Raw genomic sequence first — 20,710 nt, 5'->3', positions numbered from 1 at the left:
CTTCCCGCCCCGGCGCGATACTGCCCCGGGGGCGGCACCGGACCGCGGTACTGCCCGCGGCGATACCGGCCCGGGACGCGCACGGCGCAGGCCCGGACGCTGCTCGCGTCCGGGCCTGCGGTATGTCCCTCGTTCTGCCGCTGCGGAGCTACGCCCCCTGCCCGCCCCGCAGTTCCTCGTAGTACGCCAGGCAGGCCTCGTACGAGGGCAGCAGCCCCCGGCGCTCCGCCTCAGCCAGGGTCGGGGCCTGCTGGTCCTTGGGGGACAGGAGCGGGGTGATGCCCTCGGGCCATTCGATGCCCAGGGCCGGGTCCAGCGGGTGGATGCCGTGTTCGCGGCCCGGGGCGTAGCCCTCCGAGCACAGGTAGACCACCGTCGCGTCGTCCGTGAGGGCCATGAAGGCGTGACCGAGGCCCTCCGCGAGGAACACGGCGTGGCGCGTGTCGTCGTCGAGCCGTACGGCCTCCCACTTCCCGTAGGCGGGGGAGCCGACGCGGATGTCGATCACCACGTCCAGGACGGCGCCGCGCACGCACGTGACGTACTTGGCCTGGCCGGGCGGCACGTCGGCGAAGTGCACACCGCGCAGCACGCCCCGCTGCGAGACCGAGCAGTTGGCCTGGGCCAGGGACAGGTCGTACCCCGTCGCCTCACGGAACTCGGCACCGCGGTACCACTCGTGGAAGCTGCCCCGCTCGTCCGGGAAGATCTTGGGTTCCAGGACCCAGGCGCCCTCCATCCCCAGGGGTCGCATGCCGTCACCGCCCTCCGGTCTTGATACGGGAATTCACCTTCCGGCGCGCGGCGCCGAGCACGCGTCGCGCACGCCGGGCCAGCCGCAGCGCGACACCGGGCCCGGGCGCCGGTGTCACCAGCACGCTTCCGCCCCCGGCCCGCAGTGCGAACGGCAGACCGGCGAAGCGCGCTCCCTCGGCGCCCGGGTTCAGGCACACGGCAACCCGCCAGACGTCGCCGGAGAGGACCTCGCCGGGCAGGTCCGCCGCCAGCACCGAGCCCGCCCGGTCCGCGTCGGGGGAGAGGGCACCGGAGGTCTCCAGGATCCGGCTGGAGGAGACGAACCGCAGCCGCGCCCGGGTACCGGCCGGGACGTGCACCGGGAGCAGGACCCCGAAGCGCCCGTCGGAGACGGTGACGTCCCCCAGCTGCACACGGCCCAGCCCGAGCCGCTTGCCGCGCGCGCCGAGCTCCAGGGAGAGGTTGCCGTGCGGTTCGGTCCAGTACGGCAGCACCGCACGGTCGCCGACGATCCCCGCACGGGGCGTGGGCCGCTCCTCACGCGCTTCCGGGCCCAGACGGCACTCCTTGGTCCAGCCGCCCGACTTCACCCGGACGAGGGCGTCCCAGACGCCGTCACGGGGCAGTTCGGCCGGGTCGACCGTGGCGGTCGCCCGCAGCACCAGCCGGACCTCCTCGCCGTCCCCGGCCGGCACGGTCTCGCGGGTGAACTCCACCGGCTGGAAGTACTGCGCGGCGCTGGAGCGCTCCCGCAGCAGCAGATCGGCCGTGGCCTGCCCGAACCGCGCGGCGGTCTCCGAGGCCACCCAGCGCACCGCCTCGGTGACGTCCTTCGGCACGTCGGTCAGCGGCGCGGCCTCGGCGTCGGCGGGGAACAGCATCGGCTCGCCGCCGGACAGGTACTCGGCCGTGAAGCCGATGTGGAGTGAGCCGTCGCGCCACTCGATGTCCCCCGGGGTCGCCTTGGGTGCGACACCCGCCTCCCACTCCGCGAAGGCCACCACGTCGTCGTACCGGTCGGCCGCCGTCAGCGCGGCGATGACCTGCTGCGTCGGCTGCAGTCCGGCCGCGACGCCGGGCCCGAAGCGCTCGACCACGAGCTCGTGGATCTCTCCGAACAGTTCCCTGCGGTAGTCGTCGGGCAGGTTCAGCAGGCGCCGCGCGCGCAGCCGCTCGACCATCTCCACCCTCAGCCACCGCCGGAACAACCGGTCGCGCACCGGGCCGGGCTCCGTGTACTGCTCGACGACGTCGAGGGCCTCGCGCAGGTTCTCGAAGTAGCCGACGGGATCGAAGCGTTCGAAGCCCGCGTTGGAACCGTCCTCCCGCCGGATGTGGTAGTAGCAGACGTAGTCGCTGAGCACCGAGACGTTCTCCGCGCGCAGATACGCCTCGGCGATGAACACGTGGTCCTCCAGGCGCCGTCTGCCCTCGGGAAAGCGCAGGCCGATACGGTCCAGGAAGGCCCGGCGGACCATCTTGTGCGGAGTGAGACTGTCGATGAGCGGGGCGTTCTCGACGGTGGCACGCGGACGGTTGCGGCGGAACAGCTCCACGGGAACCCCGCGGTTCTTGCCGGCCATCTTGCCCACGACCACATCGGCGCCGTTGGCCACGCCGTAGTCGTACATCCGCTCCAGGGCCTCGTCGCCCAGATAGTCGTCGTTGTCGACGAACATCACGAACTCGCCCCGGGAGGCCTCGATGCCGACGTTGCGGGGCTTGCCCGACCAGCCGGAGTTCTCCTGGTGGATGACCTTCATCCGGGGGTCCTCGGCGGCGAGCGCGTCGAGCCGGGCCGGGGTCTCGTCGGTCGAGCCGTCGTCGACGAAGATCACCTCGAACTCGTCGGGAGGCAGCGACTGCCGCTGCAGCGAGGAGATGCAGTCCTCGATGTAGATCCCCGGGTTGTACACGGGGACGATGACGCTGACCTTGACCGGCATCGGGTTTCCGGGCCCCTTCGGGTCGCTTGCCGTAGACGTCCTGTTGTACTGCGTGTTGCCCGATGCTAACCCGCTCGGCGAGGTCGCCTCACCTTTCGAGACCTCGCCGTGATCACTTCCACGGGCAGGGCAACTGAGCTGCGGCGTCTGTCTGTTCGCGGTCAAAGAGCTCGTCAGCCGGCGACATCCACACCATAGCTCCGGGCGAGATCCACCAGCCCCCGGTCGTACCCCTGGCCCACCGCGCGCAGGCGCCACAGCGGACCGCGGCGGTAGAGCTCGGCGAGCAGCATGGTGCGCTCGGTGGTCGCGGCGTCCAGAGTGGCCTGGACCAGGGGCGCGGCGCTGGTGCCCGGCCCGGAGCTGATGTGGATCGCGCCGACGTCGCCGAAGGTGGGCGAGCCGTCGATGGCGGCGGCGACCACGACCTTGCGCGCCGAGGGTGGCAGCGAGGCGAGATCGACGCCGATCGTCTGCTCCGTCGGCCCGTCGCTGTGCAGCCGCACCGTCCCTCCCGGATTCTCCGGCGCGCCGTAGAAGACGAAGTCCTCGTCGAAGCAGACCTGTTCCTCCTCGTCGACGACGAAGGCGACCACGTCGATCTCGCACGACGTCTGCTGCGCCCAGGTCGCGGTGACGGTCCAGGGCACCGCGGAGGCGGAACCGCCCGGCTGCGGCAGGTCGACGACACCGCCGCGCGGGAGGACACGCGGTGCCGCCGGCCCGTCGTGCCGGGTGAGCGGGGTGATGACCGGGGCGTCGAGCCACGCTGCCTGGTGTGTCGGGAACGCGAGGGCGGTGATCCGCTTCATCCTGCGGTCCCGTTCGCCGCCCGCCAGGAGCACGACGTCGGTGACGCCGGCGGAGAGATTGATCGCCGCCGCACCGCCGAGCTCGACGATCCTTCCGCGGGCCGCGACGGCATCGGGGTGGGTGCCACCGAGCACCAGGACACGTCGCCCGGAGAGAGGACGGTCATCGGTGGCGGGGTGGGCCGCACGCGGTAGCGTGGGCGGTGCCGAAAGCGCGGCTTCGGCAAGGACTACGGCGGGGGCGACGGCGGGGACCGTGGGCTCCTGGGCGGTCTGCGGGGTGCGGGCTGTGGCCGGGGGCGTCGCGGGCGAGGGGATCACGGCTTCCGCACTGCGCGTCCGCTCGTGCGGCATCCCGGGCCGGACGTCTCCCAGCAGCCGCACGAACGTCGTCTCGTCGAGCACCGGCACGCCCTCGGTCAGTGCGCGACGTGCCTTGCCGGAGCCGGACGAGGCGTCGTTGGTGACCAGGGCGCTGGTGTGCCTGCTGACGGACGTCATGACGTTCAGCCCGGCCTCGGCGGCCTGCCGCTCCAGCTCCGCGCGCGGCGTCAGCGTCTCACCGGTGATCGCGACCTTCATCCCCTGCACCAGCGGCCCGCCCGGCTCCGGCCGCCCCGGATTGCGGTAGGCGCACGGCGTCTTGGGCGGCCGGGGAGCGAACCGGGGGTCCTGGCGAGGCGGGCAGGACACGAACGGCAACGGCAGTCCGAGGCGCGCCGCCTCCCGCAGCGAGCCGCGCAGCACGCCCGCCAGCACCCGGGTGTCGTCGAGCGCGTCATGTGCCCTGAGCTGCGGGACTCCGTAGTGGGCGGCGAGCGTGCCCAGCCTGAGGTCCTCGGTCGGCGGATCGACCCGTCGATTCAGGGCGAGGGTGCACAGGCGACGGGCCACCGGCAGGGCTGTGCCCGCGCGGGCGAACTCGTGGGCGAGGAAGTCGTAGTCGAACTGGGCGTTGTGTGCGACGAGCACCCGGTCCCGCAGCATCTCGGCGATCCGTGGCGCGACCTGGTCGAAGGCCGGTGCACCGCGCAGCCGCTCGGCCGTGAGCCCGTGGACATGCACCGGTCCGGGGTCGCAGCCGGGGTCGAGGAGAGTGGAGAACTCGTCCGTCTGCTCCCCGTCCGGCCCCAGCACCACCACGGCCACCGACAGCACCCGGTCCCGACGGGCGACGAGGCCCGACGTCTCCACGTCGAGCACCGCCCAGTCGTGGGCGTAGTCGCGCAGGCCGGGCGCATCGAAGACAGGCGAGAGGAGAGACATGGAGGAAGGATGGAGGGATCTTCACCCGTCCTTCAACCGGGATGTCGATTCATCCCTATAAGTGGATATTGGCGGGCACCCTCTAGGGTGATGATGTGCGACTGCTCCTGATGTCCGACACCCACCTGCCCAGGCGTGCCAGGGAACTGCCCGCCCCCCTGCTCGCCGAACTCCCGCGCGCCGACGTGGTGTTCCACGCCGGGGACTGGGTCGACACGGACACCCTCGATCTGCTGGAGGCGCGCTGCCGCAGGCTCGTCGCGGTGTACGGGAACAACGACGGGCCCGAGCTGCGGGCCCGGCTGCCGGAGGTGGCCTTCGTGGAGCTGGGCGGGCTGCGCTTCGGGGTGGTGCACGAGACGGGCGCCAAGCAGGGCCGGGAGCAGCGGTGCGCCGCCCGTTTCCCCGACCTGGACGTGCTCGTCTTCGGCCACAGCCACATCCCCTGGGACACCACGGCCGCCACCGGCCTGCGCCTGCTGAACCCGGGCTCCCCGACGGACCGGCGCCGCCAGCCCCACTGCACCTACATGACCGCCACGGTCGCCGACGGGCGGCTCGCGGACGTGGAACTGCACCGGCTGCCGCCCCGTGCACCACGCTGAAGCGCCCGGGCTTCGAGGCGCTCCGCACGACATCGGCCGCGACGCCTCTCCGCCCGGTCCCTCCGGCCTGGGACGAGGAGATCGACGGGCACCTCGCCGCCGTGAAGGCGGGCCTCCTGGACCCCGCCGCCTCGCCGATGATCTCGGCGTGGGGCCGCGGACCGGCAGGCGACGACTTGCAGTACCTCGTCTAGAGTCGCCCCCATGACGGAGGCACCGGCCCTGGACCGCGGCGCGCGGTCCCGTGACGCGATCCTGGACACCGCCGGTGAGCTGATGTCGCGTCACGGCTACGCCGCCACGTCCATCTCGATGATCTCCACTGCGTGCGGTCTGCCGGTGAGTTCGATCTACTGGCACTTCGGCAGCAAGGACGGGATCTACGTCGCCGTGCTGGAGCGCGCGAGGACCGCGCTGCTCGACGCCTTGCCTCCGGCCGAAGTGCCGGGCGCCGACGTCGCGCAGCGTCTGGGCACCTTTCTCGCGGACCTGGCGGGCGCCTTCCGGCACCACCCGCGAGGTGTGAAACTGCTGTTGGGGCTGGGCATGGTGCAGAAGGACGCCAGCGCGGCGGCCGTGGCGGAGGTGCGGCACTACCGCGACGCGCTGGTGACCTGGGCCCGCGATTCCGTCAGTTGCGTCTTCGCACTGCATGACCGCCCCGAGGTGGCGGAGGAGCTGGCGCGCTTCACCCTGAGAATGACGAGCGGAACCGCGGTGGCCCGTTGGTTCGAGCCGGACGCGGGCCTGGAGACCGAACAGCTGCGCGTGGCACTGCTGGCGCTGGCCGCCCACTACGGCGTTCCCGTGCCGGGCGTCCCTGGTGAGGACGGCCTCTCGGGCGGCGGCACGACTGTGCCCGCGCCGTGAGGTCGTCGCACGGCTCCTCGGGGAACGGGAGGGGGCTGCCCGTACGGGCAGGGGCGGCCGGCCGCGAACGCGGTGTCGGATCCGGTCCGGTCCGGCCGCCCCGAGCGCCGGCGTCAGCAGGGCTTGTGGTGCGGCATCATGACCGTGCCTCGTAGGCGCCGATGTCACAGGCTGGGCCCTGGGGGCGCGCGACGCCACGCTGGTCGGTGCCCGGGCAGCCGTAGGCCGCGTCCAGAGCGGGGCTGCCGGGGAGCAGCGCGACGGTGTCCGTGGGGCCGCCGTTGTCCGCCAGCGGGCCGATCAGCGGCGTGCGGCTGGGCAGATCGCCCGCCGCGGTCAGTCGGCAACTGCCGTCCCCGTCGAGGTTGTTGCCCTGCGACGTGATGGTCGCGAAGGCCTTCTTGCAGTCTGCGGGCGCCCCCTCGACCGTGTTGTTCGCGATCACGGAGTTGCGCAGCGTCAGACGCCCGAGGGGGAGATCGACGATGTCGGGGATCGGCGCGGGCAGGCTGTCGAGGTAGGCGGGGGCGATGTTGATCCCGCCCCCGCCGTCGCTTGAACGGTTGCCGGTGATGGTGGAGTTGAGGATCTCCACCGCTCCCGTCCCCCGGATGTCGATGCCTCCCCCGTATCCGGCGAGGCTGCCGGGGCGGTCGCCGGGGTTCGTCACCCGGTTGTCCGCGATCGTCGAGTTGGTCACGGTGCCGGTGTCGTCGAATCTGATACCCCCGGCCTCTCCCGCGGTGTTCTGGCTGACGGTGCTGTCGATCAGATCGAGGTGGGAGTCCGGGACGTTGAAGACGCCGCCGCCGTAGCCGGCGGAGTTCCCGGTCACGGTGACCCGCCGCAGTGTCATGTGATGTCCGTTGGCGATCGCGCCACCACCGGTGTCGGTGATGGGGAGCTCGCGTTGTCTGGTCACTCCTCCGGTGATCGTCAGATCGGACAGCCGGGAGTCCGCCTGCATGCGGAAGGCCCGGTCCAGACGATTGGCGTCGATGACGGTGGTCCGTGCGCCGCTGCCCTTGATCGTGACAGGGGCGGCGACGTTGAGGTCGCCCGTGGTGGGGTCGGGGTTGTCGCCGATGATCAGCCGCGGGTCGGGCGGGATCGTCAGCCGGTAGTGGCCGGGAGGCAGCGTGATCGTACTGCCCGGCCGGGCGTTGGCGGCCATCACCGCGGCACGCAGGCTGCACCGGCCCGAGACGGTGAGGCACCGGCCGTCCGCACCGTCGGCGTCGACCGCGTCGGACGTGGTGTCCACGGTGTAGTCGGCAGGACGGGTGTCCACGGGTGCGGCGGCTTGGACGACGGGGAGTGGTGCGGTGGCGAGGAGGACGGTGGTGACGGCGGCCGTGACAACTGTGCGTTTCATCTGGAACCCCTCTCGGCGAGGCATCCGGGCGTGCCAGGACTCGGCTTCTGCGAGGACTTCGTGGAGCACTTCGTGCCGATGAGCGATGCGCGATGAGCGATGAGTGGTGCGACGGTGCGTACGGGAAAGGCCTGCGGGCGTCCGCGCGTCCGGGGGCGTGTCTTCCGGATACGGTCCCGCGGTCTGGAGGGAGCGTTCCATTCAGAGCGCGTCATGTCCACGGACGCACTCGGAAATGGCCGAATGGGGAGGAGCGGAGAGACGCCTCCCGCCGAGGGCTTTCGCAGGCGGCGGGGGAGATCCCGGCATCGAGGTGTTGCGGGCCCGGCCCGGACAGGCATGGACGAGCAGGCTCGAAGCGAAGGTTTGAGGACCAGACGGCCGTCGGCGTCGAGGTGCGGGACGTCGCTGCGCAGACGGGTTTGGAGAACGACAGCGCGTCCCGGATCACCAGAAGCTCCGGGCGCCCCCTCACCCGTGCTGCCCTTCCCCCGGGGCCCGGGCCGGGGCCGGGGAAGGGGAAGCCGGCGGTGAAGGCCCGGGAAGCGGTCAGCCCGTCGGGTCGAGGACGATCTTGCGGACGCCGTCGGAGCGCCCCGCGAACAGTTCGTACGCCGCCGGTCCTTCGGAGAGGGCGAAGCGGTGGGATACCACGGCCTCGGGCTTGATCCGTCCGGCCCGGGTGAGGGCGATCAGGGGAGGGAGTTCGTAGTGCACCGAGCACAGCCCGATGGCGAACTCCAGTTCCTTGACCTGCGCCAGGTACATGTGGAACGGGAAGGCCTTGTTCTGGCTGACTCCGATCACACTGACCCGGCCCGCCTGGCGTACGGCCTTGCAGGCGAGCTGGATGGTGGCGTCGGAACCCACGGCCTCCACCACGGCGTCCGGCCCGCGGCCGGCGGTCATGTCCCGGATGGCCGACCGTACGTCGTCACCCTCGACCGGCTCGACGCCCAGGCCGGCGGCGAAGACGCGGCGCTCCGCGACCAGGTCCACGCCCAGCACCCGTGCCGCGCCCATCGCGAAGGCGGACTGAGCCGCCATCAGGCCCACCGGGCCGAGGCCCACGACCAGGACGGTCTCGCCCGGCTGAATGCGGGCACGGCGGCAGCCGTACCAGGCGGTGGGGGCGTTGTCCGTCAGGACGACGGCGGCCTCGTCGGAGATGTCCTCGGGCACGTGCACCAGGTTGACATCGGCCTGGGGGACCGCCAGGGCCTGGGCCTGGCTGCCCTGGAGCTTCGGGCCGACTCCGTAGCAGAGTTCCGTGCTCGACGTGGCGCGCTCGCACCGGGCGGTGAACCCGGCCGCGCACTGCCGGCACTGCGCACAGCCGACGGAGGCGGGCACCAGGACCCGGTCGCCGGGCTTGAAGCGGGTGACCCGGCTGCCGGTGTCGACGACCACGCCGACGCACTCGTGTCCCGGCGTGTAGCCCAGTTCCGGGCTGAACGCGTTGCCTTCGTAGATGTGCAGGTCGCTGCCGCAGATGCCGGCCGCGGTCACCCGCACCACCGCGTCGGCGGGGCCGGTGACGGCCGGGTCGGGGACGTCCCCGAAGCGGATGTCGTGACGGCCGTGGTAGGTCAGTGCCTTCATCGGATCTCTCCCTTCCCAGGCCCGGTCAGTCCGCGATCTTCAGCACCAGCTTGCCGTGGTTGTCACCACGGAACAGGCGCATCAGGGTCTCGGGGAACGCCGCGACCGGGCCGGTCACCACGTCCTCCAGGGACTTCAGCCGGCCCTCCGCCCGCCACGCGGCCATCTGCGCGATGCCCTCCGCGTACCTCTCGGCGTAGTCGAACACCACGATGCCCGTCATGGAGGCGCGGTTCACCAGCAGCGACAGGTAGTTGGCGGGGCCTTGCGGCTTGGTGCTGTTGTACTGCGAGATCGCGCCGCAGACCACGACGCGGGCACCGCGCGCCAGCCGCAGCAGCACGGCGTCCAGAACGTCGCCCCCGACATTGTCGAAGTACACGTCCACGCCGTCGGGGGCGTGCTCGCGCAGCGCCTTGCGGACGTCCTCGCTCCGGTAGTCGATCGCGGCGTCGAACCCGAACTCGTCCACCACCAGGCGGCACTTGGCCTCGCCACCGGCGATGCCGATGACCCGGCATCCCAGGATCTTGGCGATCTGACCGACGACGCTGCCGACGGCCCCGGCCGCTCCGGAGACCACGACGGTCTGGCCCGGCTCGGGACGCCCGACCTCGATCAGGCCGAAGTAGGCCGTCAGACCCGACATGCCGAGCGTGCCGAGATAGGTCGGCAGGGGAGCGGCCGCGGGGTCGACCCTGGTCACGCCGCGCCCGTCCGACACGCAGTACTCCTGCACACCGAACGTGCCCGACACATGGTCGCCGACCGCGAAATCGGAGTGCCGGGAGGCGACCACCCGTCCCACCGCACCGGCGCGCATCACCTCGCCGATCTCCACCGGCCGGATGTACGACCTGCCGGCGTTCATCCAGCCGCGCATCGCCGGGTCGATCGACAGGCAGAGCACCTGTACCAGGAACTCCCCGTCGCCCGGCTGCCCCACCGGCTCCTCGACGTGCTCCCAGTCGGTGGGACCGGGCTCTCCCACGGGACGTGCGGCCAGGCGTACCTGGCGGTTGATCGTAGTCATCTGCGGCGACTCTCCTCGGCTGCATACCGTCCAGTCGGTACGGCCGTGAGCGTACGGGCGCCCGCCGTCCGAGGCAAGAGCCGGTCCGGCACGACTTACGGCTCATGCGGGTGGAGGTGCCGGGGCGGGCGGCGGTGCAGAGGGGCGGTGGCGGGGGTCGGTGCCGAGGGGCGGTGTGGGGGTCGGTGCCGGAGGGCGGGTCATTCCTGTCCGGGCACGGCCATTTCGCCGAGGAGCGACCAGTCGTCCTGCGCGACGTTCGCGTTCACGATGCGCGGCGTCTCGGCCAGATGCGGGGGCAGTGTCTGCTGCGCGGCCTTGAAGTGCGCGGACTGCACGTGTGCGGCCCCGGCCTCGTCGTCGCGGAAGGCCTCGACGAGGACGTACTCCGACGGCTCCTCCACGCTGCGCGACCAGTCGAACCACAGGCAGCCGGGCTCGGCACGGGTCGCCCGGGTGAAATCACCGGCGATCTCGGGCCAGCGGTCGGCGTGCTCGGGGCGGACCCGGAACTTGGCGGTGATGAAGATCATGGGATTCCCTCCAGTTGCTGAGTTGCTGAGTTGCCGAAGCCGGCTGCGGGCTGAACCGCTGTGTCTCGGAGCTGCCGTGCGGCGCCCGTGTTCAGGACCGGCGCGGGTGCACCGCCCCTTCCGTCGTGGTGAGCGGTGCCCCCGTGCCGCCCCAGCGCAGTGCCACGATCTCGGCGGCGACCGACACCGCCACCTCCTCGGGCGTACGGGCCCCGAGGTCGAGGCCGACCGGTGAACGCAGCCGGGACAGCTCGCCTGCCGTGAGCCCGGCCTCGGCCAGCCGGGCCGCCCGGTCGGCGTGGGTGCGGCGGCTGCCCATCGCCCCGATGTAGGCGGCCGGGCGGCGCAGCGCCTCCGTCAGCAGCGGCACGTCGAACTTCGGGTCGTGCGTCAGTACGCAGATCACCGTGCGCTCGTCCGTGGCCGTCTCCCGAAGGTAGCGGTGCGGCCACTCGGCGACCACCTCGACGCCCTCGGGGAAGCGCCGCGGCGTGGCGAAGACGGGGCGGGCGTCGCAGACGGTGACACGGTAGCCCAGGAAATCGCCGATGCGGGCCACGGCCGCGGCGTAGTCGATCGCGCCGAAGACCAGCATCCGCGGTGGCGGGGCGAACGACTGAAGGAACACACTGACGGCGTCCTCGCGGCGCTGCCCGCCGGGCCCGTAGTGCCGCAGTCCGGTCGCGCCGAGGGCGAGTTCGCCGCGGGCGTCGGCGGTCACGGCCGCGTCCAGGCCGCTCGTGCCGAGCGAGCCGAGGGCCCGGTCCGGCCACACGGCGAGGGCGGCCCCGCGCGGTGCCGGTCCGTCGGTCACCGTCGCCACGGTGACGGGTTCGCCCGCCGCGACCGAGTCCGCGACCGCGCCGAAGCCGGGATCGCGCTCGGGGGTGACGGCACGCACGAGCAGCGTGATCTCGCCCCCGCAGGTCAGGCCGACCGCGAAGGCGTCGTCGTCGGTGTAGCCGAAGGTCTCCAGCCGGGCCTCCCCGTCCGCGGCGACGGCCTGTGCCAGCTCGAACACCGCGCCCTCGATACAGCCTCCGGAGACGCTGCCCACGACCTCGTCGTCCGGGCCGACCGCCATCGCCGCGCCGGGGTCGCGCGGTGCGCTGCGGCTGACCTCGACCACCGTCGCGAGGCCGAACGGGACCCCGGCCGCGTACCAGCGGCCCAGTACCGGGAGAACGTCACGCACGAGCCGCTCCTCTCCATCCGGGCTGCCTGACCGGGTACCCCGGCGGCGGTTAATTCCGTTGTGGCCCCCCGCGCCGGTCTGCTGCCCTGCACAGGACAGCGACCCCGACGGTTCCGAGGAGTTCCCGAATGCGCACTGCGTGCATGTCCCCCCAGTCAGGAAAGGACCTCTCTCCGAAGGACATGACGCTCCGTGCACATGCTCAACCTTGGAATTCTCGCCCATGTCGACGCCGGTAAGACCAGCCTGACCGAGCGGCTGCTCCATTCGGCCGGTGTGATCGACGAGATCGGCAGCGTCGACGACGGCAACACCCGCACCGACACCCTCGCCCTGGAACGGCAGCGCGGCATCACCATCAAGTCGGCCGTCGTGTCGTTCCCGCTTGACGGCGTGACTGTCAACCTCATCGACACCCCCGGCCACCCGGACTTCATCGCCGAGGTGGAGCGCGTCCTCGGCGTGCTCGACGGTGTCGTCCTGGTGATCTCCGCAGTGGAGGGCGTGCAGGCGCAGACGCGGGTGCTGATGCGGACGCTCCAGCGGCTGCGCATCCCGACCTTGCTCTTCGTCAACAAGATCGACCGCGGTGGGGCACGCCACGAGGCGCTGCTGCGGGAGATCTCGGCGCGGCTGACGCCCGCGATCGTGCCGATGGGGACCGCTACCGGCCTCGGCGCCCGCACGGCCCGCTTCATCCCCGGCCCCGGTCCGGGCGGAGCGCTGGACGTCCTGGCCGAGCACGACGACACCCTGCTGGCGGCGTACGTCGAGAACACCGTCACGGACGCGCTGCTGCACGCGTCCCTCGTCAGGCAGACCCGGGAGTGCCTCGTCCACCCCGTCTACTTCGGTTCCGCCGCCACGGGCGCGGGCGTGGCGGCGCTGCTGTCCGGCGTCGAAACCCTGCTGCCGGTGGCCGACGGGGACGCGGACGGCCCGGTCTCCGCCACCGTGTTCAAGATCGACCGGGGTCCGGCGGGGGAGAAGGTCGCCTACACCCGGATGTACTCCGGGACCCTGCGCGTCCGCGACAAGGTCTCCTTCGGAGCGGACGGGGCCGAAGGCCGGATCACCGGCATCAGCGTCTTCGGCGACGGCACGGACATCCGGGCGGACTCCGTTACGGCCGGCCGGATCGCCCGCCTCACCGGGCTCGGCCACATCCGGATCGGTGACGCCATCGGCGAACCCCGCAAGGCGCACGAGCACTTCTTCGCCCCGCCGACCCTGGAGACGGTCGTCGTCCCCGGTCCGGACGTCGACCGGGGAGCGCTCCACGTGGCGCTCACCCAGCTCGCCGAGCAGGACCCGCTGATCGGCCTCCGCCGCGACGAACGCCGCCGGGAGACCTCCGTCTCCCTGTACGGCGAAGTGCAGAAGGAGGTCATCCAGGCCACCCTCGCGGGGGAGTACGGCCTGGACGTCACCTTCCGCGAGACGACGCCCCTGTGCGTCGAGCGGCTCGTCGGCAGCGGGCAGGCCGTGGAGTTCAACAAGAAGGACCCCAATCCGTTCCTCGCGACGGTCGGCCTGCGCGTCGACCCCGCCCCGGTCGGCTCGGGCGTCGGCTTCCGGCTGGAGGTGGAGCTCGGCTCGATGCCGTACGCCTTCTTCAAGGCCGTCGAGGACACCGTCCGCGAGACCCTGGAGCAGGGCCTGCACGGCTGGCGGGTCGACGACTGTGTGGTCACCATGACCCACAGCGGCTACTCACCCCGTCAGAGCCATGCCCACCAGGGCTTCGACAAGAGCATGTCGAGCACGGGCGCCGACTTCCGCGGAGTCACCCCGCTGGTGCTTTGCGAGGCGCTGCGGCGGGCCGGGACGCGCGTCCACGAGCCGCTGCACCGCTTCCGCGTCGAGGCACCCGCCGACACCGTGGGCGCCCTGCTGCCGGCCCTCGCCCGGTTCTCGGCCGTACCGGAGACGACGCGCAACAGGAAGGACCTCTGCGTCCTGGAAGGCACCGTGCCGGCCGCCCGGGTGCACGCCCTCCAGCAGGAGCTGCCGGGGCTCACCCGTGGGGAGGGCGAGCTGGAGAGCTCCTTCGCCCACTACGCGCCGGTCACACACGGCACGATCCCCGAACGCCCGCGCACCGACCACAACCCGCTGAACAGGAAGGAGTACTTGTTGAACGTGACACGAAGGGTGGGTGGTTGACGTGTGAGGATTCCCCGAGCGGGAACTTACTCCCGAGTCAGGGGTGTTGACGGTGTCCTGATATGGCCGGACTGTAATGGACATGCCGACTATCCGAGCGCGTCTGCTGGTCGTCCTGGCTGTCCTCTTCGGCTCCGTCTCGGTGGCGGGGGTCCCACCGGCCACCGCCGCGCCCCCGGCCGGCTCCCTCTGGTTCGACGACCCCACCGTCACCGTGCAGGGCGGCCGTTTCACCGACGCCTACGGCCGCGAGATCGTGCTGCGCGGCTACAACGTCTCCGGCGAGACCAAGCTCGCGGAGAACAAGGGCCTGCCCTTCGCCTCGGTCGCCGACGCCCGTACGTCGGCGACCGCGCTGCGCGCCCTCGGCGGCGGCAACACCGTCCGCTTCCTGCTCTCCTGGGCGTACGCCGAGCCCGAGCGTGGCCAGGTCGACACGGCCTATCTGACCGCCGCCACCGATCAGATGAAGGCCTTCCTGGACGCCGGAATCCGGGTCTACCCCGACTTCCACCAGGACCTCTACTCCCGGCACCTCTTCGACACCGACAGCTGGTACACCGGCGACGGTGCCCCCGAGTGGGCTGTGGACGCCGGGAACTACCCGGACGAGTCCTGCGGGATCTGCCTCTTCTGGGGACAGAACATCACCCAGAACGAGGCCGTGAAGCGGGCCTCGTACGACTTCTGGCACAACGCGCAGGGCGTGCAGGACGCCTTCCTCGCCACCGCGCAGAAGACCATGGAACACCTGCGGCAGCACCTGAGCGCGGAACAGTTCAAGGGCATCGCCGGCTTCGACCCCTACAACGAGCCGCACGCGGGCGTGTACGACTCCGGGCAGACCAGCCGCGCCTGGGAGAAGGACGTGCTCTGGCCCTTCTGCGAGAGGTTCCGGGCCCGCATGGACACGGCCGGCTGGCATGACAAGCCGGCCTTCGTCGAGCCGAACCTCTTCTGGAACGCCAACCTGGACTTCCAGAAGCAGGAGGGCGGCCTGCTGGACGCCGGCCGGCTCGGCCCGCGTTACGTCTTCAACACGCACTTCTACGACCAGAAGGCCATCTCCGGGGTCTTCATGTGGGGCAAGGCGGCCGACGGCCAGTACGCGGGCGACTTCCGCACCGTCCGCGACCGGGCCGCCGCCGCACGGACGGCCGCCGTGGTCAGCGAGTTCGGGCACCCTCTCGCCGGCACCGTCTCCGACAAGGCGCCGACCGTCCTCAAGGCGATGTACCAGGCGCTCGACTCCCGCCTCAAGGGCGCCGACTGGTGGTCCGACCCGGCCGCCTCGGGACCCGTGCTCTCCGGCTCGCAATGGCAGTGGGACATCTACAACGGCCGCCATCGCGAACCGATGAACGGCAACCCCGGCAAGGTGCTCACCACCGGCGACGCCTGGAACGACGAGGACCTGTCCGCCGTACGCCTCGACGACACGGGCAAGCCCGTGCTGCGTCAGGACGCCCGGCTCCTGGACCGCCTCTATCCGAGCGCCACCGCCGGTGAGACCGTCGCCTTCACCTACGAGGACCGCTCCCGGGACGGGGCGACCACCCTGACCTGGAACCCGGTGCCCGGCTCCCTGCCGAACGTGCAGCGGCTGGTGGGGTCGGGACAGTACGGGCTGCTGCTGTGGCGCTCCAACGGCGGGCCGGCGCCCACCGAACTGCACCTGCCGGCGAGCTTCCCGACCGCGTCCACCTCGGTCGTCTCCGACCTGGGCGCGGTCCACGCCCCACCGGCCTACACCCCGGCGACCGCGGTCGGCGTGGCGCAGGAGCCCGGCGGCACGGGAAGCCGCCGCCTGCTGCTCACCGCGCCGGACTCGGGCGCCCTGCACTACGCGCTGGTGACCAACGGGGCGACGGCTCCCTCGGCCGAGCTGCTCACCGCGGCCCGCTCCGAACTCGCTGCGTGGGCGTCGAAGGAGGTCAGTTAGCGGACGGGCTCGTCCAGTCGGCCGCCACATGGCCGAGCCGGACGCGCTGCGGGTGGTCACCGACCGGAACGGACACGACCTTCTTCCCGGAGGCGAAGTCGATGGCCGTGACCTGGTCGGTGCCGCTCTCGGACACCACGCAGGACTTGCCGTCACCGCTGACCGTGGCCCAGTAGGGCTTGGCGGCGGTGATGGGCGGGCCCTCCTGGAGGGTGGCGCGGTCGACGACGGTGGCGTAGTCGTCCATGGTGCCCGCGACGCACAGTTTGCGGCCGTCCGGGCTCATCGAGATCCCGTGGTGGCGCGAGTCGTTGACGAAGGTCGTGCGGTCGTCGCCGGTCGCCGGGTTCTTCGGCAGGGTCTTGGTGCGGGTGATCTTGTCGGCGGCGACGTCGTACTCGAAGAAGCCGTTGAAGAAGGAGACCTGGAAGTACAGCTTCGACTCGTCCGGGGAGAAGACGGCCGGGCGGACCGCGTCGGAGTGGTCCTTGAGGCCGAGCGCGTCGAGGTGCGGACGCATGTCGATGACCTTGACCTGCTTGTACGTGGTCGCGTCGACGACGGTGATGCGCCGGTCGCCCTTCGTCCAGTCCAGCCACGGGGCGTCGGTCTGCGTGTTCACGTCCCCGATCGCCATGTTGTAGATGTACTTGCCGTCGCGGGTGAAGATGTTCTCGTGCGGCTTGTCGCCGGTGCCGAACTTGCCCAGTTCCTTGCCGGAGACGATGTCCAGCACGTGCACCGTGTTGGAGGTCGACGCCGACACCGCCACGCGTTTGCCGTCGGGGGAGACCGCCATGTGGTCGGAGCGGTAACCGGACACCGGGAAACGCCAGTTGAGCTTCCCGGAGGCGAGGTCGATGGAGACGACGTCGGCGAAGCTGGGCCGCGAGACGACCACCGCCGTCCCGTCCGGCGTGGAGTACATGTCGTCGACGAACTGGTCGTGGCCCTCGCCGACGCTGTTGCGGATCGCCATGAAGTAGATCCACTTGATCGGATCGGCGTTGATCGCCGCCATCCGCTCGTCCTTGTCGGGGATGACGTTGATCCGCCCGATCCTCGCGAAGTCACCGCCGGAGCGGATGACATCGGCGGTGCCGTCCCAGTTGTTGCCCACGAACAGCACCTCGCGCAGCGCGGCGGAGGAGCCCGGGGCCGCCGCGGCTGCGGTCGCGGGGACGGTGACGGTCAGGGCCAGGGCTGCGGCTACGGAGCACAGGTGCCGGCGTCGGAGGACGGGCATGACGGCTCCCCTCTCTGCTGTGGGGTCGCTGCTGCGGGGGCGAGCATGATGAGTGGGACATGCCAAAGCGGATGGCGCGTGGAAACTGAACACACGTGCTTTCAGAGTCAACTTACTGCAAAGTAAGGAAGGGGTGGCCTTCTCCACAAGACTGCGTGCACGACAAAATCGGTGTTCGAACGACGAAAGGAGAGCCGGTGCCGGGCAGACTCAGAGCGCCGACCGGCCGCTACGGCGGCAAGACCGCCGAGGAACGGCAGGCCGAGCGACGCCGGCGGTTCCTCGACGCCGCGCTCCAGCTGTTCGGCGACGCCCCAGGCTTCCGCTCCACCACGGTCGCGGCCCTCAGCGAGACGGCCGGGCTGTCCACCCGGCAGTTCTACGAGGAGTTCCGCACGCTCGAGGACGTACTCGCCGCGCTGCACCTCCAGGTCAACGGCTGGGCCGAGGCGGCGGTCCTGGAGGCGGCCGCGGGCGCGGCGGAGCTGCCGCTCGTCGAACGCGCGACCGCCATCTTCCGCGCCTACGCCGGGAACGTCACCGCCGATCCGCGCCGGATCCGCATCACCTTCGTCGAGATCATCGGCGTCAGCCCGCGCCTGGAGGAGCAGCGCCTCGCCCGCCGGGCCGGCTGGGTGGACCTCATCTGCGCCGAGGCCGACGCCGCCGCAGCCCGCGGGGAGGCCGCACCGCGCGACTATCGCCTCCCTGCCACGGGCTTCATCGGCAGCGTCAACGGCCTGCTGCACGACTGGAGCACCGGCTGGGTGGACGCGACCCTCGACGAGGTCGTCGACGAACTGGTCCGTCAGTTGCTGGGCATCCTGTGGCCGCCGGAGTGGAAGCGGGAAGGGTGAGGGCGGGGGAGAGGGTGAAGGTGGATGTCTGGTGCGGGGGAGTGTCCGCCGCCCGCCGCCCGCGCCCGCCGCCCGCGCCCGCCGCCCGCGCACGCCGCCCTCCGCCCTCCGCACGGAGGAGCCACCCCTCGGTCAGGCTCTGACCGGCTATGGGCTCAACAACCGCTTCCTGACCGCGGCGAGGACTTCCGTGCGGCTGCGCGGGCCGTTGTCGGCTGCGATGAGGTGGTCGCCGATGCGCAGTGAGAAGGTGATCAGGCAGCGGGCCTCGACATCGCCCTCGTCGGGACAGAAGGCTCCGTAGAGCTCGCGCAGATAGTCCATACGCCGGTTGTCGGCCCGGCGCAGGCACCGCGCGACGCCTTCGTCGCGCCGGGCCCAGTCGCGGATCGCGAGCTCGACCCCGGCGCTGGTCACACGCGACTCGCCCGACCCCACGAAGTCGAAGAGACGCCCGAGCCGCTCGCGGGCGTCGCCCCCGTCGCGCTCGATCCGCTCGATGACATCCTCGGTGACCGCTCGCTCCCAGGTGTCGAGCATCTCCTCCAGCAGGCCGGCACGGTTGCGGAAGTAGCCGTAGAAACCGCCCTTGCTCACGCCGAGCGCCTGGGCGAGGACCTCGACCCGGACAGCCTCGGGGCCACCGGCGGCGAGCGCCCGCAGCCCCTCCTCGATCCACTTGTCCCGCGGCGTACGGATCGCGCCCATGCCGTGTCTCCCCTCACATGCCCCAGCCAGTATACGGAGCCGTATAGATGGGTCTATGCTCGATCTATACGCCACCGTATAGACAAGGATCCGCCATGAGCGATCTGCGCCTCCCCTCGACCGACCACACGTCCCGCCCCTGGCGGATCCACGAGATCGCCGGCGACTTCCGGCTCGAGGACCTGTGGGCGCTGCCGACGCCGGGCGGCCCGGACGACCTGCACCACCTGGTCCGGCAGATGGCGGGTGGCGAGGGCGGTCCGCACGGCGGCAACCGTGTGGGTCGTTTCCTCTTCGCGGTGCGCTGGAAGCTCGGCGCGCTGCTCGGCTGGGACAAACCGGACTCGGGCGTCGGCGGCCGGGTGGCGACGCTGCGCGACCGGCTGCCGGACGACCTGCGCGCGGGGCCGCAGGGGCCCGACCTCAGCTCGGCGCCCTTCACCTCGGTCTTCCAGACACACGACGAATGGGCCGCCGAGTACGCCAACAAGACCATGCACGGGGTGATGCACATCGGCTGGGTCGCCGACGGCAACGGCGGCTATCGCGGCCAGATGGCCGTCCTGGTGAAGCCCAACGGCCGCCTCGGCTCCCTGTACATGCTCGGCATCAGACCCTTCCGGTACCTGGGGGTGTACCCGGCCCTGATGCGGTCGATCGGCCGGGAGTGGCGGGAGAACGCCGCGCGCCGAACCGCACGCTGAGGGGCACCGGAAGCGCTCAGACCGACACCAGCACCACGAGGTCCACCGCCACCAGCAGTACGACCCCCAGCAGCAGTGCGGTCAGCATCCGCGCGCGGAGCCTTCGGTACAAGGCCTCGTACTCGTCCCGCAGTTCCTCCCCACGGCGGACCGTGCGCTGCCACGAGGCGCGGGCGAGGGCCAGATGCTCCGCCGCGAACCGCCGCTCCACTTCCGCCCGTTGCTCCGCGGGCAGCCAGTCGAACCCGCGGGCGACCCGAGCGGCGGCCCTGCGTGCCTCCTCGTGCGCGGCGGCGGCGAGCAGATGCCCCTCGACCTCGTTGTGGAACGCCCGCAGATCCACGGGGAGCCCTTCCATGGCGGTCATCGCAGCGTCAGCTCCCGCTCCGCCGCCGCGATGGCGTCGTGGTGCAGGTCGAACGCCGGGGACTCGCTGCGGATCCGCGGCAGGGTGACGAAGTTGTGCCGCGGCGGCGGGCAGGAGGTCGCCCACTCCAGGGAACGCCCGTAGCCCCACGGGTCGTCGGCCGTGACCTTCTCGCCGTACTTCGCCGTCTTCCACACGTTGTAGAAGAACGGCAGCATCGACATGCCGAGCAGGAACGAGAAGACGCTCGACACCGTGTTGAGCGTGGTCAGGCCCTCGACAGCCAGGTAGTCGGGGATCCGCCGCTGCATGCCCCCGGCGCCGAGCCAGTGCTGGACCAGGAACGTGCCGTGGAAGCCGATGAACAGCGTCCAGAAGGTGATCTTGCCGAGACGCTCGTCCAGCATCCTGCCGGTGAACTTGGGCCACCAGAAGTGGAAGCCGGAGAACATCGCGAACACGACCGTCCCGAAGATCACGTAGTGGAAGTGCGCCACCACGAAGTACGTGTCGGAGACGTGGAAGTCGATCGGCGGCGAGGCCAGCAGCACCCCGGTCAGCCCGCCGAACACGAACGTGATCAGAAAGCCCATGGCCCACAACATCGGTGTCTCGAAGGACAGGCTGCCGCGCCACATCGTGCCGATCCAGTTGAAGAACTTCACACCGGTCGGGACGGCGATGAGGAACGTCATGAAGGAGAAGAACGGCAGCAGCACACCACCGG

At 71.3% G+C, this 20,710-nt stretch carries 18 protein-coding genes; 6 read left to right on the top strand and 12 right to left on the bottom strand.

Going from position 1 to position 20,710, the window contains the following annotated elements:
- Window positions 1-148 precede the first annotated feature (148 nt).
- The 3 genes from rfbC to ACIQU3_RS35340 form a co-directional block, all read right to left on the bottom strand.
- Window positions 149-754 (bottom strand): dTDP-4-dehydrorhamnose 3,5-epimerase, encoded by a 606-nt coding sequence (rfbC, locus tag ACIQU3_RS35350; protein WP_403929714.1) that lies wholly within the window; start codon window positions 752-754, stop codon window positions 149-151.
- Between the two features lie 4 nt (window positions 755-758).
- Window positions 759-2,702 (bottom strand): glycosyltransferase family 2 protein, encoded by a 1,944-nt coding sequence (locus ACIQU3_RS35345; protein WP_403743357.1) that lies wholly within the window; start codon window positions 2,700-2,702, stop codon window positions 759-761.
- A 173-nt stretch (window positions 2,703-2,875) separates the two neighbouring features.
- On the bottom strand, window positions 2,876-4,780 hold the full coding sequence (locus ACIQU3_RS35340; protein ID WP_403929711.1) for a TerD family protein: 1,905 nt from the start codon (window positions 4,778-4,780) through the stop codon (window positions 2,876-2,878).
- 95 nt (window positions 4,781-4,875) lie between these two features.
- Between ACIQU3_RS35340 and ACIQU3_RS35335 the strand changes: the two genes are divergently transcribed.
- Both ACIQU3_RS35335 and ACIQU3_RS35330 read left to right on the top strand, forming a co-directional pair.
- A complete protein-coding gene (locus ACIQU3_RS35335; RefSeq protein ID WP_403929708.1) occupies window positions 4,876-5,385 on the top strand; it encodes a metallophosphoesterase family protein in 510 nt (169 codons plus the stop codon).
- Window positions 5,386-5,589: 204 nt separating this feature from the next.
- Window positions 5,590-6,255 (top strand): TetR/AcrR family transcriptional regulator, encoded by a 666-nt coding sequence (locus ACIQU3_RS35330; RefSeq protein ID WP_403743349.1) that lies wholly within the window; start codon window positions 5,590-5,592, stop codon window positions 6,253-6,255.
- A gap of 136 nt (window positions 6,256-6,391) precedes the next feature.
- Here the strand turns inward: ACIQU3_RS35330 and ACIQU3_RS35325 are convergent, their stop codons facing one another.
- The 5 genes from ACIQU3_RS35325 to ACIQU3_RS35305 all read right to left on the bottom strand — a co-directional run bounded on the left by ACIQU3_RS35325 (window position 6,392) and on the right by ACIQU3_RS35305 (window position 11,993).
- Window positions 6,392-7,630 carry a choice-of-anchor Q domain-containing protein gene (locus tag ACIQU3_RS35325; protein ID WP_403929705.1) on the bottom strand — a complete coding sequence of 413 codons (1,239 nt, stop codon included), beginning with the start codon at window positions 7,628-7,630 and terminating at the stop codon, window positions 6,392-6,394.
- A 549-nt stretch (window positions 7,631-8,179) separates the two neighbouring features.
- The gene (locus ACIQU3_RS35320; RefSeq protein WP_403743345.1) at window positions 8,180-9,232 is read right to left on the bottom strand and encodes an alcohol dehydrogenase catalytic domain-containing protein; all 1,053 of its coding nucleotides are present in this window, start codon (window positions 9,230-9,232) and stop codon (window positions 8,180-8,182) included.
- A 25-nt stretch (window positions 9,233-9,257) separates the two neighbouring features.
- The gene (locus ACIQU3_RS35315) at window positions 9,258-10,265 is read right to left on the bottom strand and encodes an NADP-dependent oxidoreductase (RefSeq protein ID WP_403929703.1); all 1,008 of its coding nucleotides are present in this window, start codon (window positions 10,263-10,265) and stop codon (window positions 9,258-9,260) included.
- Window positions 10,266-10,465: 200 nt separating this feature from the next.
- On the bottom strand, window positions 10,466-10,798 hold the full coding sequence (locus tag ACIQU3_RS35310; protein ID WP_403743341.1) for a putative quinol monooxygenase: 333 nt from the start codon (window positions 10,796-10,798) through the stop codon (window positions 10,466-10,468).
- 91 nt (window positions 10,799-10,889) lie between these two features.
- On the bottom strand, window positions 10,890-11,993 hold the full coding sequence (locus ACIQU3_RS35305) for an XdhC family protein (RefSeq protein WP_403929700.1): 1,104 nt from the start codon (window positions 11,991-11,993) through the stop codon (window positions 10,890-10,892).
- A gap of 192 nt (window positions 11,994-12,185) precedes the next feature.
- On the opposite strand from ACIQU3_RS35305, the gene ACIQU3_RS35300 reads away from it, so the two are divergent.
- Together ACIQU3_RS35300 and ACIQU3_RS35295 are read left to right on the top strand one after the other, a co-directional pair.
- Window positions 12,186-14,159, top strand: coding sequence for a GTP-binding protein (locus ACIQU3_RS35300; RefSeq protein ID WP_403929698.1), 1,974 nt, complete (start codon window positions 12,186-12,188; stop codon window positions 14,157-14,159).
- 76 nt (window positions 14,160-14,235) lie between these two features.
- A complete protein-coding gene (locus tag ACIQU3_RS35295; RefSeq protein WP_403929695.1) occupies window positions 14,236-16,101 on the top strand; it encodes an endoglycosylceramidase in 1,866 nt (621 codons plus the stop codon).
- Here ACIQU3_RS35295 and ACIQU3_RS35290 read toward each other — a convergent pair.
- On the bottom strand, window positions 16,094-17,347 hold the full coding sequence (locus tag ACIQU3_RS35290) for a YncE family protein (RefSeq protein WP_403743332.1): 1,254 nt from the start codon (window positions 17,345-17,347) through the stop codon (window positions 16,094-16,096). The two genes, ACIQU3_RS35295 and ACIQU3_RS35290, sit on opposite strands and share 8 nt — an antisense overlap.
- A 197-nt stretch (window positions 17,348-17,544) precedes the next feature.
- On the opposite strand from ACIQU3_RS35290, the gene ACIQU3_RS35285 reads away from it, so the two are divergent.
- Window positions 17,545-18,204 (top strand): TetR/AcrR family transcriptional regulator, encoded by a 660-nt coding sequence (locus tag ACIQU3_RS35285; protein WP_403743330.1) that lies wholly within the window; start codon window positions 17,545-17,547, stop codon window positions 18,202-18,204.
- Between the two features lie 147 nt (window positions 18,205-18,351).
- On the opposite strand, the gene ACIQU3_RS35280 is transcribed toward ACIQU3_RS35285, so the two are convergent.
- Window positions 18,352-18,912: a TetR/AcrR family transcriptional regulator gene (locus tag ACIQU3_RS35280; protein ID WP_403929692.1), complete on the bottom strand. Its 561-nt coding sequence runs from the start codon at window positions 18,910-18,912 to the stop codon at window positions 18,352-18,354.
- A 95-nt stretch (window positions 18,913-19,007) separates the two neighbouring features.
- Between ACIQU3_RS35280 and ACIQU3_RS35275 the strand changes: the two genes are divergently transcribed.
- Complete coding sequence (locus ACIQU3_RS35275) at window positions 19,008-19,616, top strand: DUF2867 domain-containing protein (RefSeq protein ID WP_403743324.1); 609 nt, start codon at window positions 19,008-19,010, stop codon at window positions 19,614-19,616.
- Between the two features lie 16 nt (window positions 19,617-19,632).
- On the opposite strand, the gene ACIQU3_RS35270 is transcribed toward ACIQU3_RS35275, so the two are convergent.
- Entirely contained in the window at window positions 19,633-19,983 is a 351-nt protein-coding gene (locus ACIQU3_RS35270) for a hypothetical protein (protein ID WP_403929689.1), read from the bottom strand.
- On the bottom strand, window positions 19,980-20,710 hold a 731-nt coding region (locus tag ACIQU3_RS35265; RefSeq protein WP_403929686.1), incomplete at its 5' end, for a cbb3-type cytochrome c oxidase subunit I. The genes ACIQU3_RS35270 and ACIQU3_RS35265, both read right to left, overlap by 4 nt.

It is taken from the genome of Streptomyces sp. NPDC101110 (assembly GCF_044759525.1).
Taxonomy (GTDB): domain Bacteria; phylum Actinomycetota; class Actinomycetes; order Streptomycetales; family Streptomycetaceae; genus Streptomyces.
This window is presented reverse-complemented; position numbering and strand designations above follow the sequence as displayed.

Excerpts from the sequence above, each read along its gene's own strand:
- rfbC (WP_403929714.1), bottom strand. The coding sequence starts at position 754 with ATGCGACCCCTGGGGATGGAGGGCGCCTGGGTCCTGGAACCCAAGATC.
- ACIQU3_RS35345 (WP_403743357.1), bottom strand. The coding sequence starts at position 2,702 with ATGCCGGTCAAGGTCAGCGTCATCGTCCCCGTGTACAACCCGGGGATC.
- ACIQU3_RS35340 (WP_403929711.1), bottom strand. The coding sequence starts at position 4,780 with ATGTCTCTCCTCTCGCCTGTCTTCGATGCGCCCGGCCTGCGCGACTAC.
- ACIQU3_RS35330 (WP_403743349.1), top strand. The coding sequence starts at position 5,590 with ATGACGGAGGCACCGGCCCTGGACCGCGGCGCGCGGTCCCGTGACGCG.
- ACIQU3_RS35325 (WP_403929705.1), bottom strand. The coding sequence starts at position 7,630 with ATGAAACGCACAGTTGTCACGGCCGCCGTCACCACCGTCCTCCTCGCC.
- ACIQU3_RS35320 (WP_403743345.1), bottom strand. The coding sequence starts at position 9,232 with ATGAAGGCACTGACCTACCACGGCCGTCACGACATCCGCTTCGGGGAC.
- ACIQU3_RS35315 (WP_403929703.1), bottom strand. The coding sequence starts at position 10,265 with ATGACTACGATCAACCGCCAGGTACGCCTGGCCGCACGTCCCGTGGGA.
- ACIQU3_RS35310 (WP_403743341.1), bottom strand. The coding sequence starts at position 10,798 with ATGATCTTCATCACCGCCAAGTTCCGGGTCCGCCCCGAGCACGCCGAC.
- ACIQU3_RS35295 (WP_403929695.1), top strand. The coding sequence starts at position 14,236 with ATGGACATGCCGACTATCCGAGCGCGTCTGCTGGTCGTCCTGGCTGTC.
- ACIQU3_RS35290 (WP_403743332.1), bottom strand. The coding sequence starts at position 17,347 with ATGCCCGTCCTCCGACGCCGGCACCTGTGCTCCGTAGCCGCAGCCCTG.
- ACIQU3_RS35280 (WP_403929692.1), bottom strand. The coding sequence starts at position 18,912 with ATGGGCGCGATCCGTACGCCGCGGGACAAGTGGATCGAGGAGGGGCTG.
- ACIQU3_RS35275 (WP_403743324.1), top strand. The coding sequence starts at position 19,008 with ATGAGCGATCTGCGCCTCCCCTCGACCGACCACACGTCCCGCCCCTGG.
- ACIQU3_RS35270 (WP_403929689.1), bottom strand. The coding sequence starts at position 19,983 with ATGACCGCCATGGAAGGGCTCCCCGTGGATCTGCGGGCGTTCCACAAC.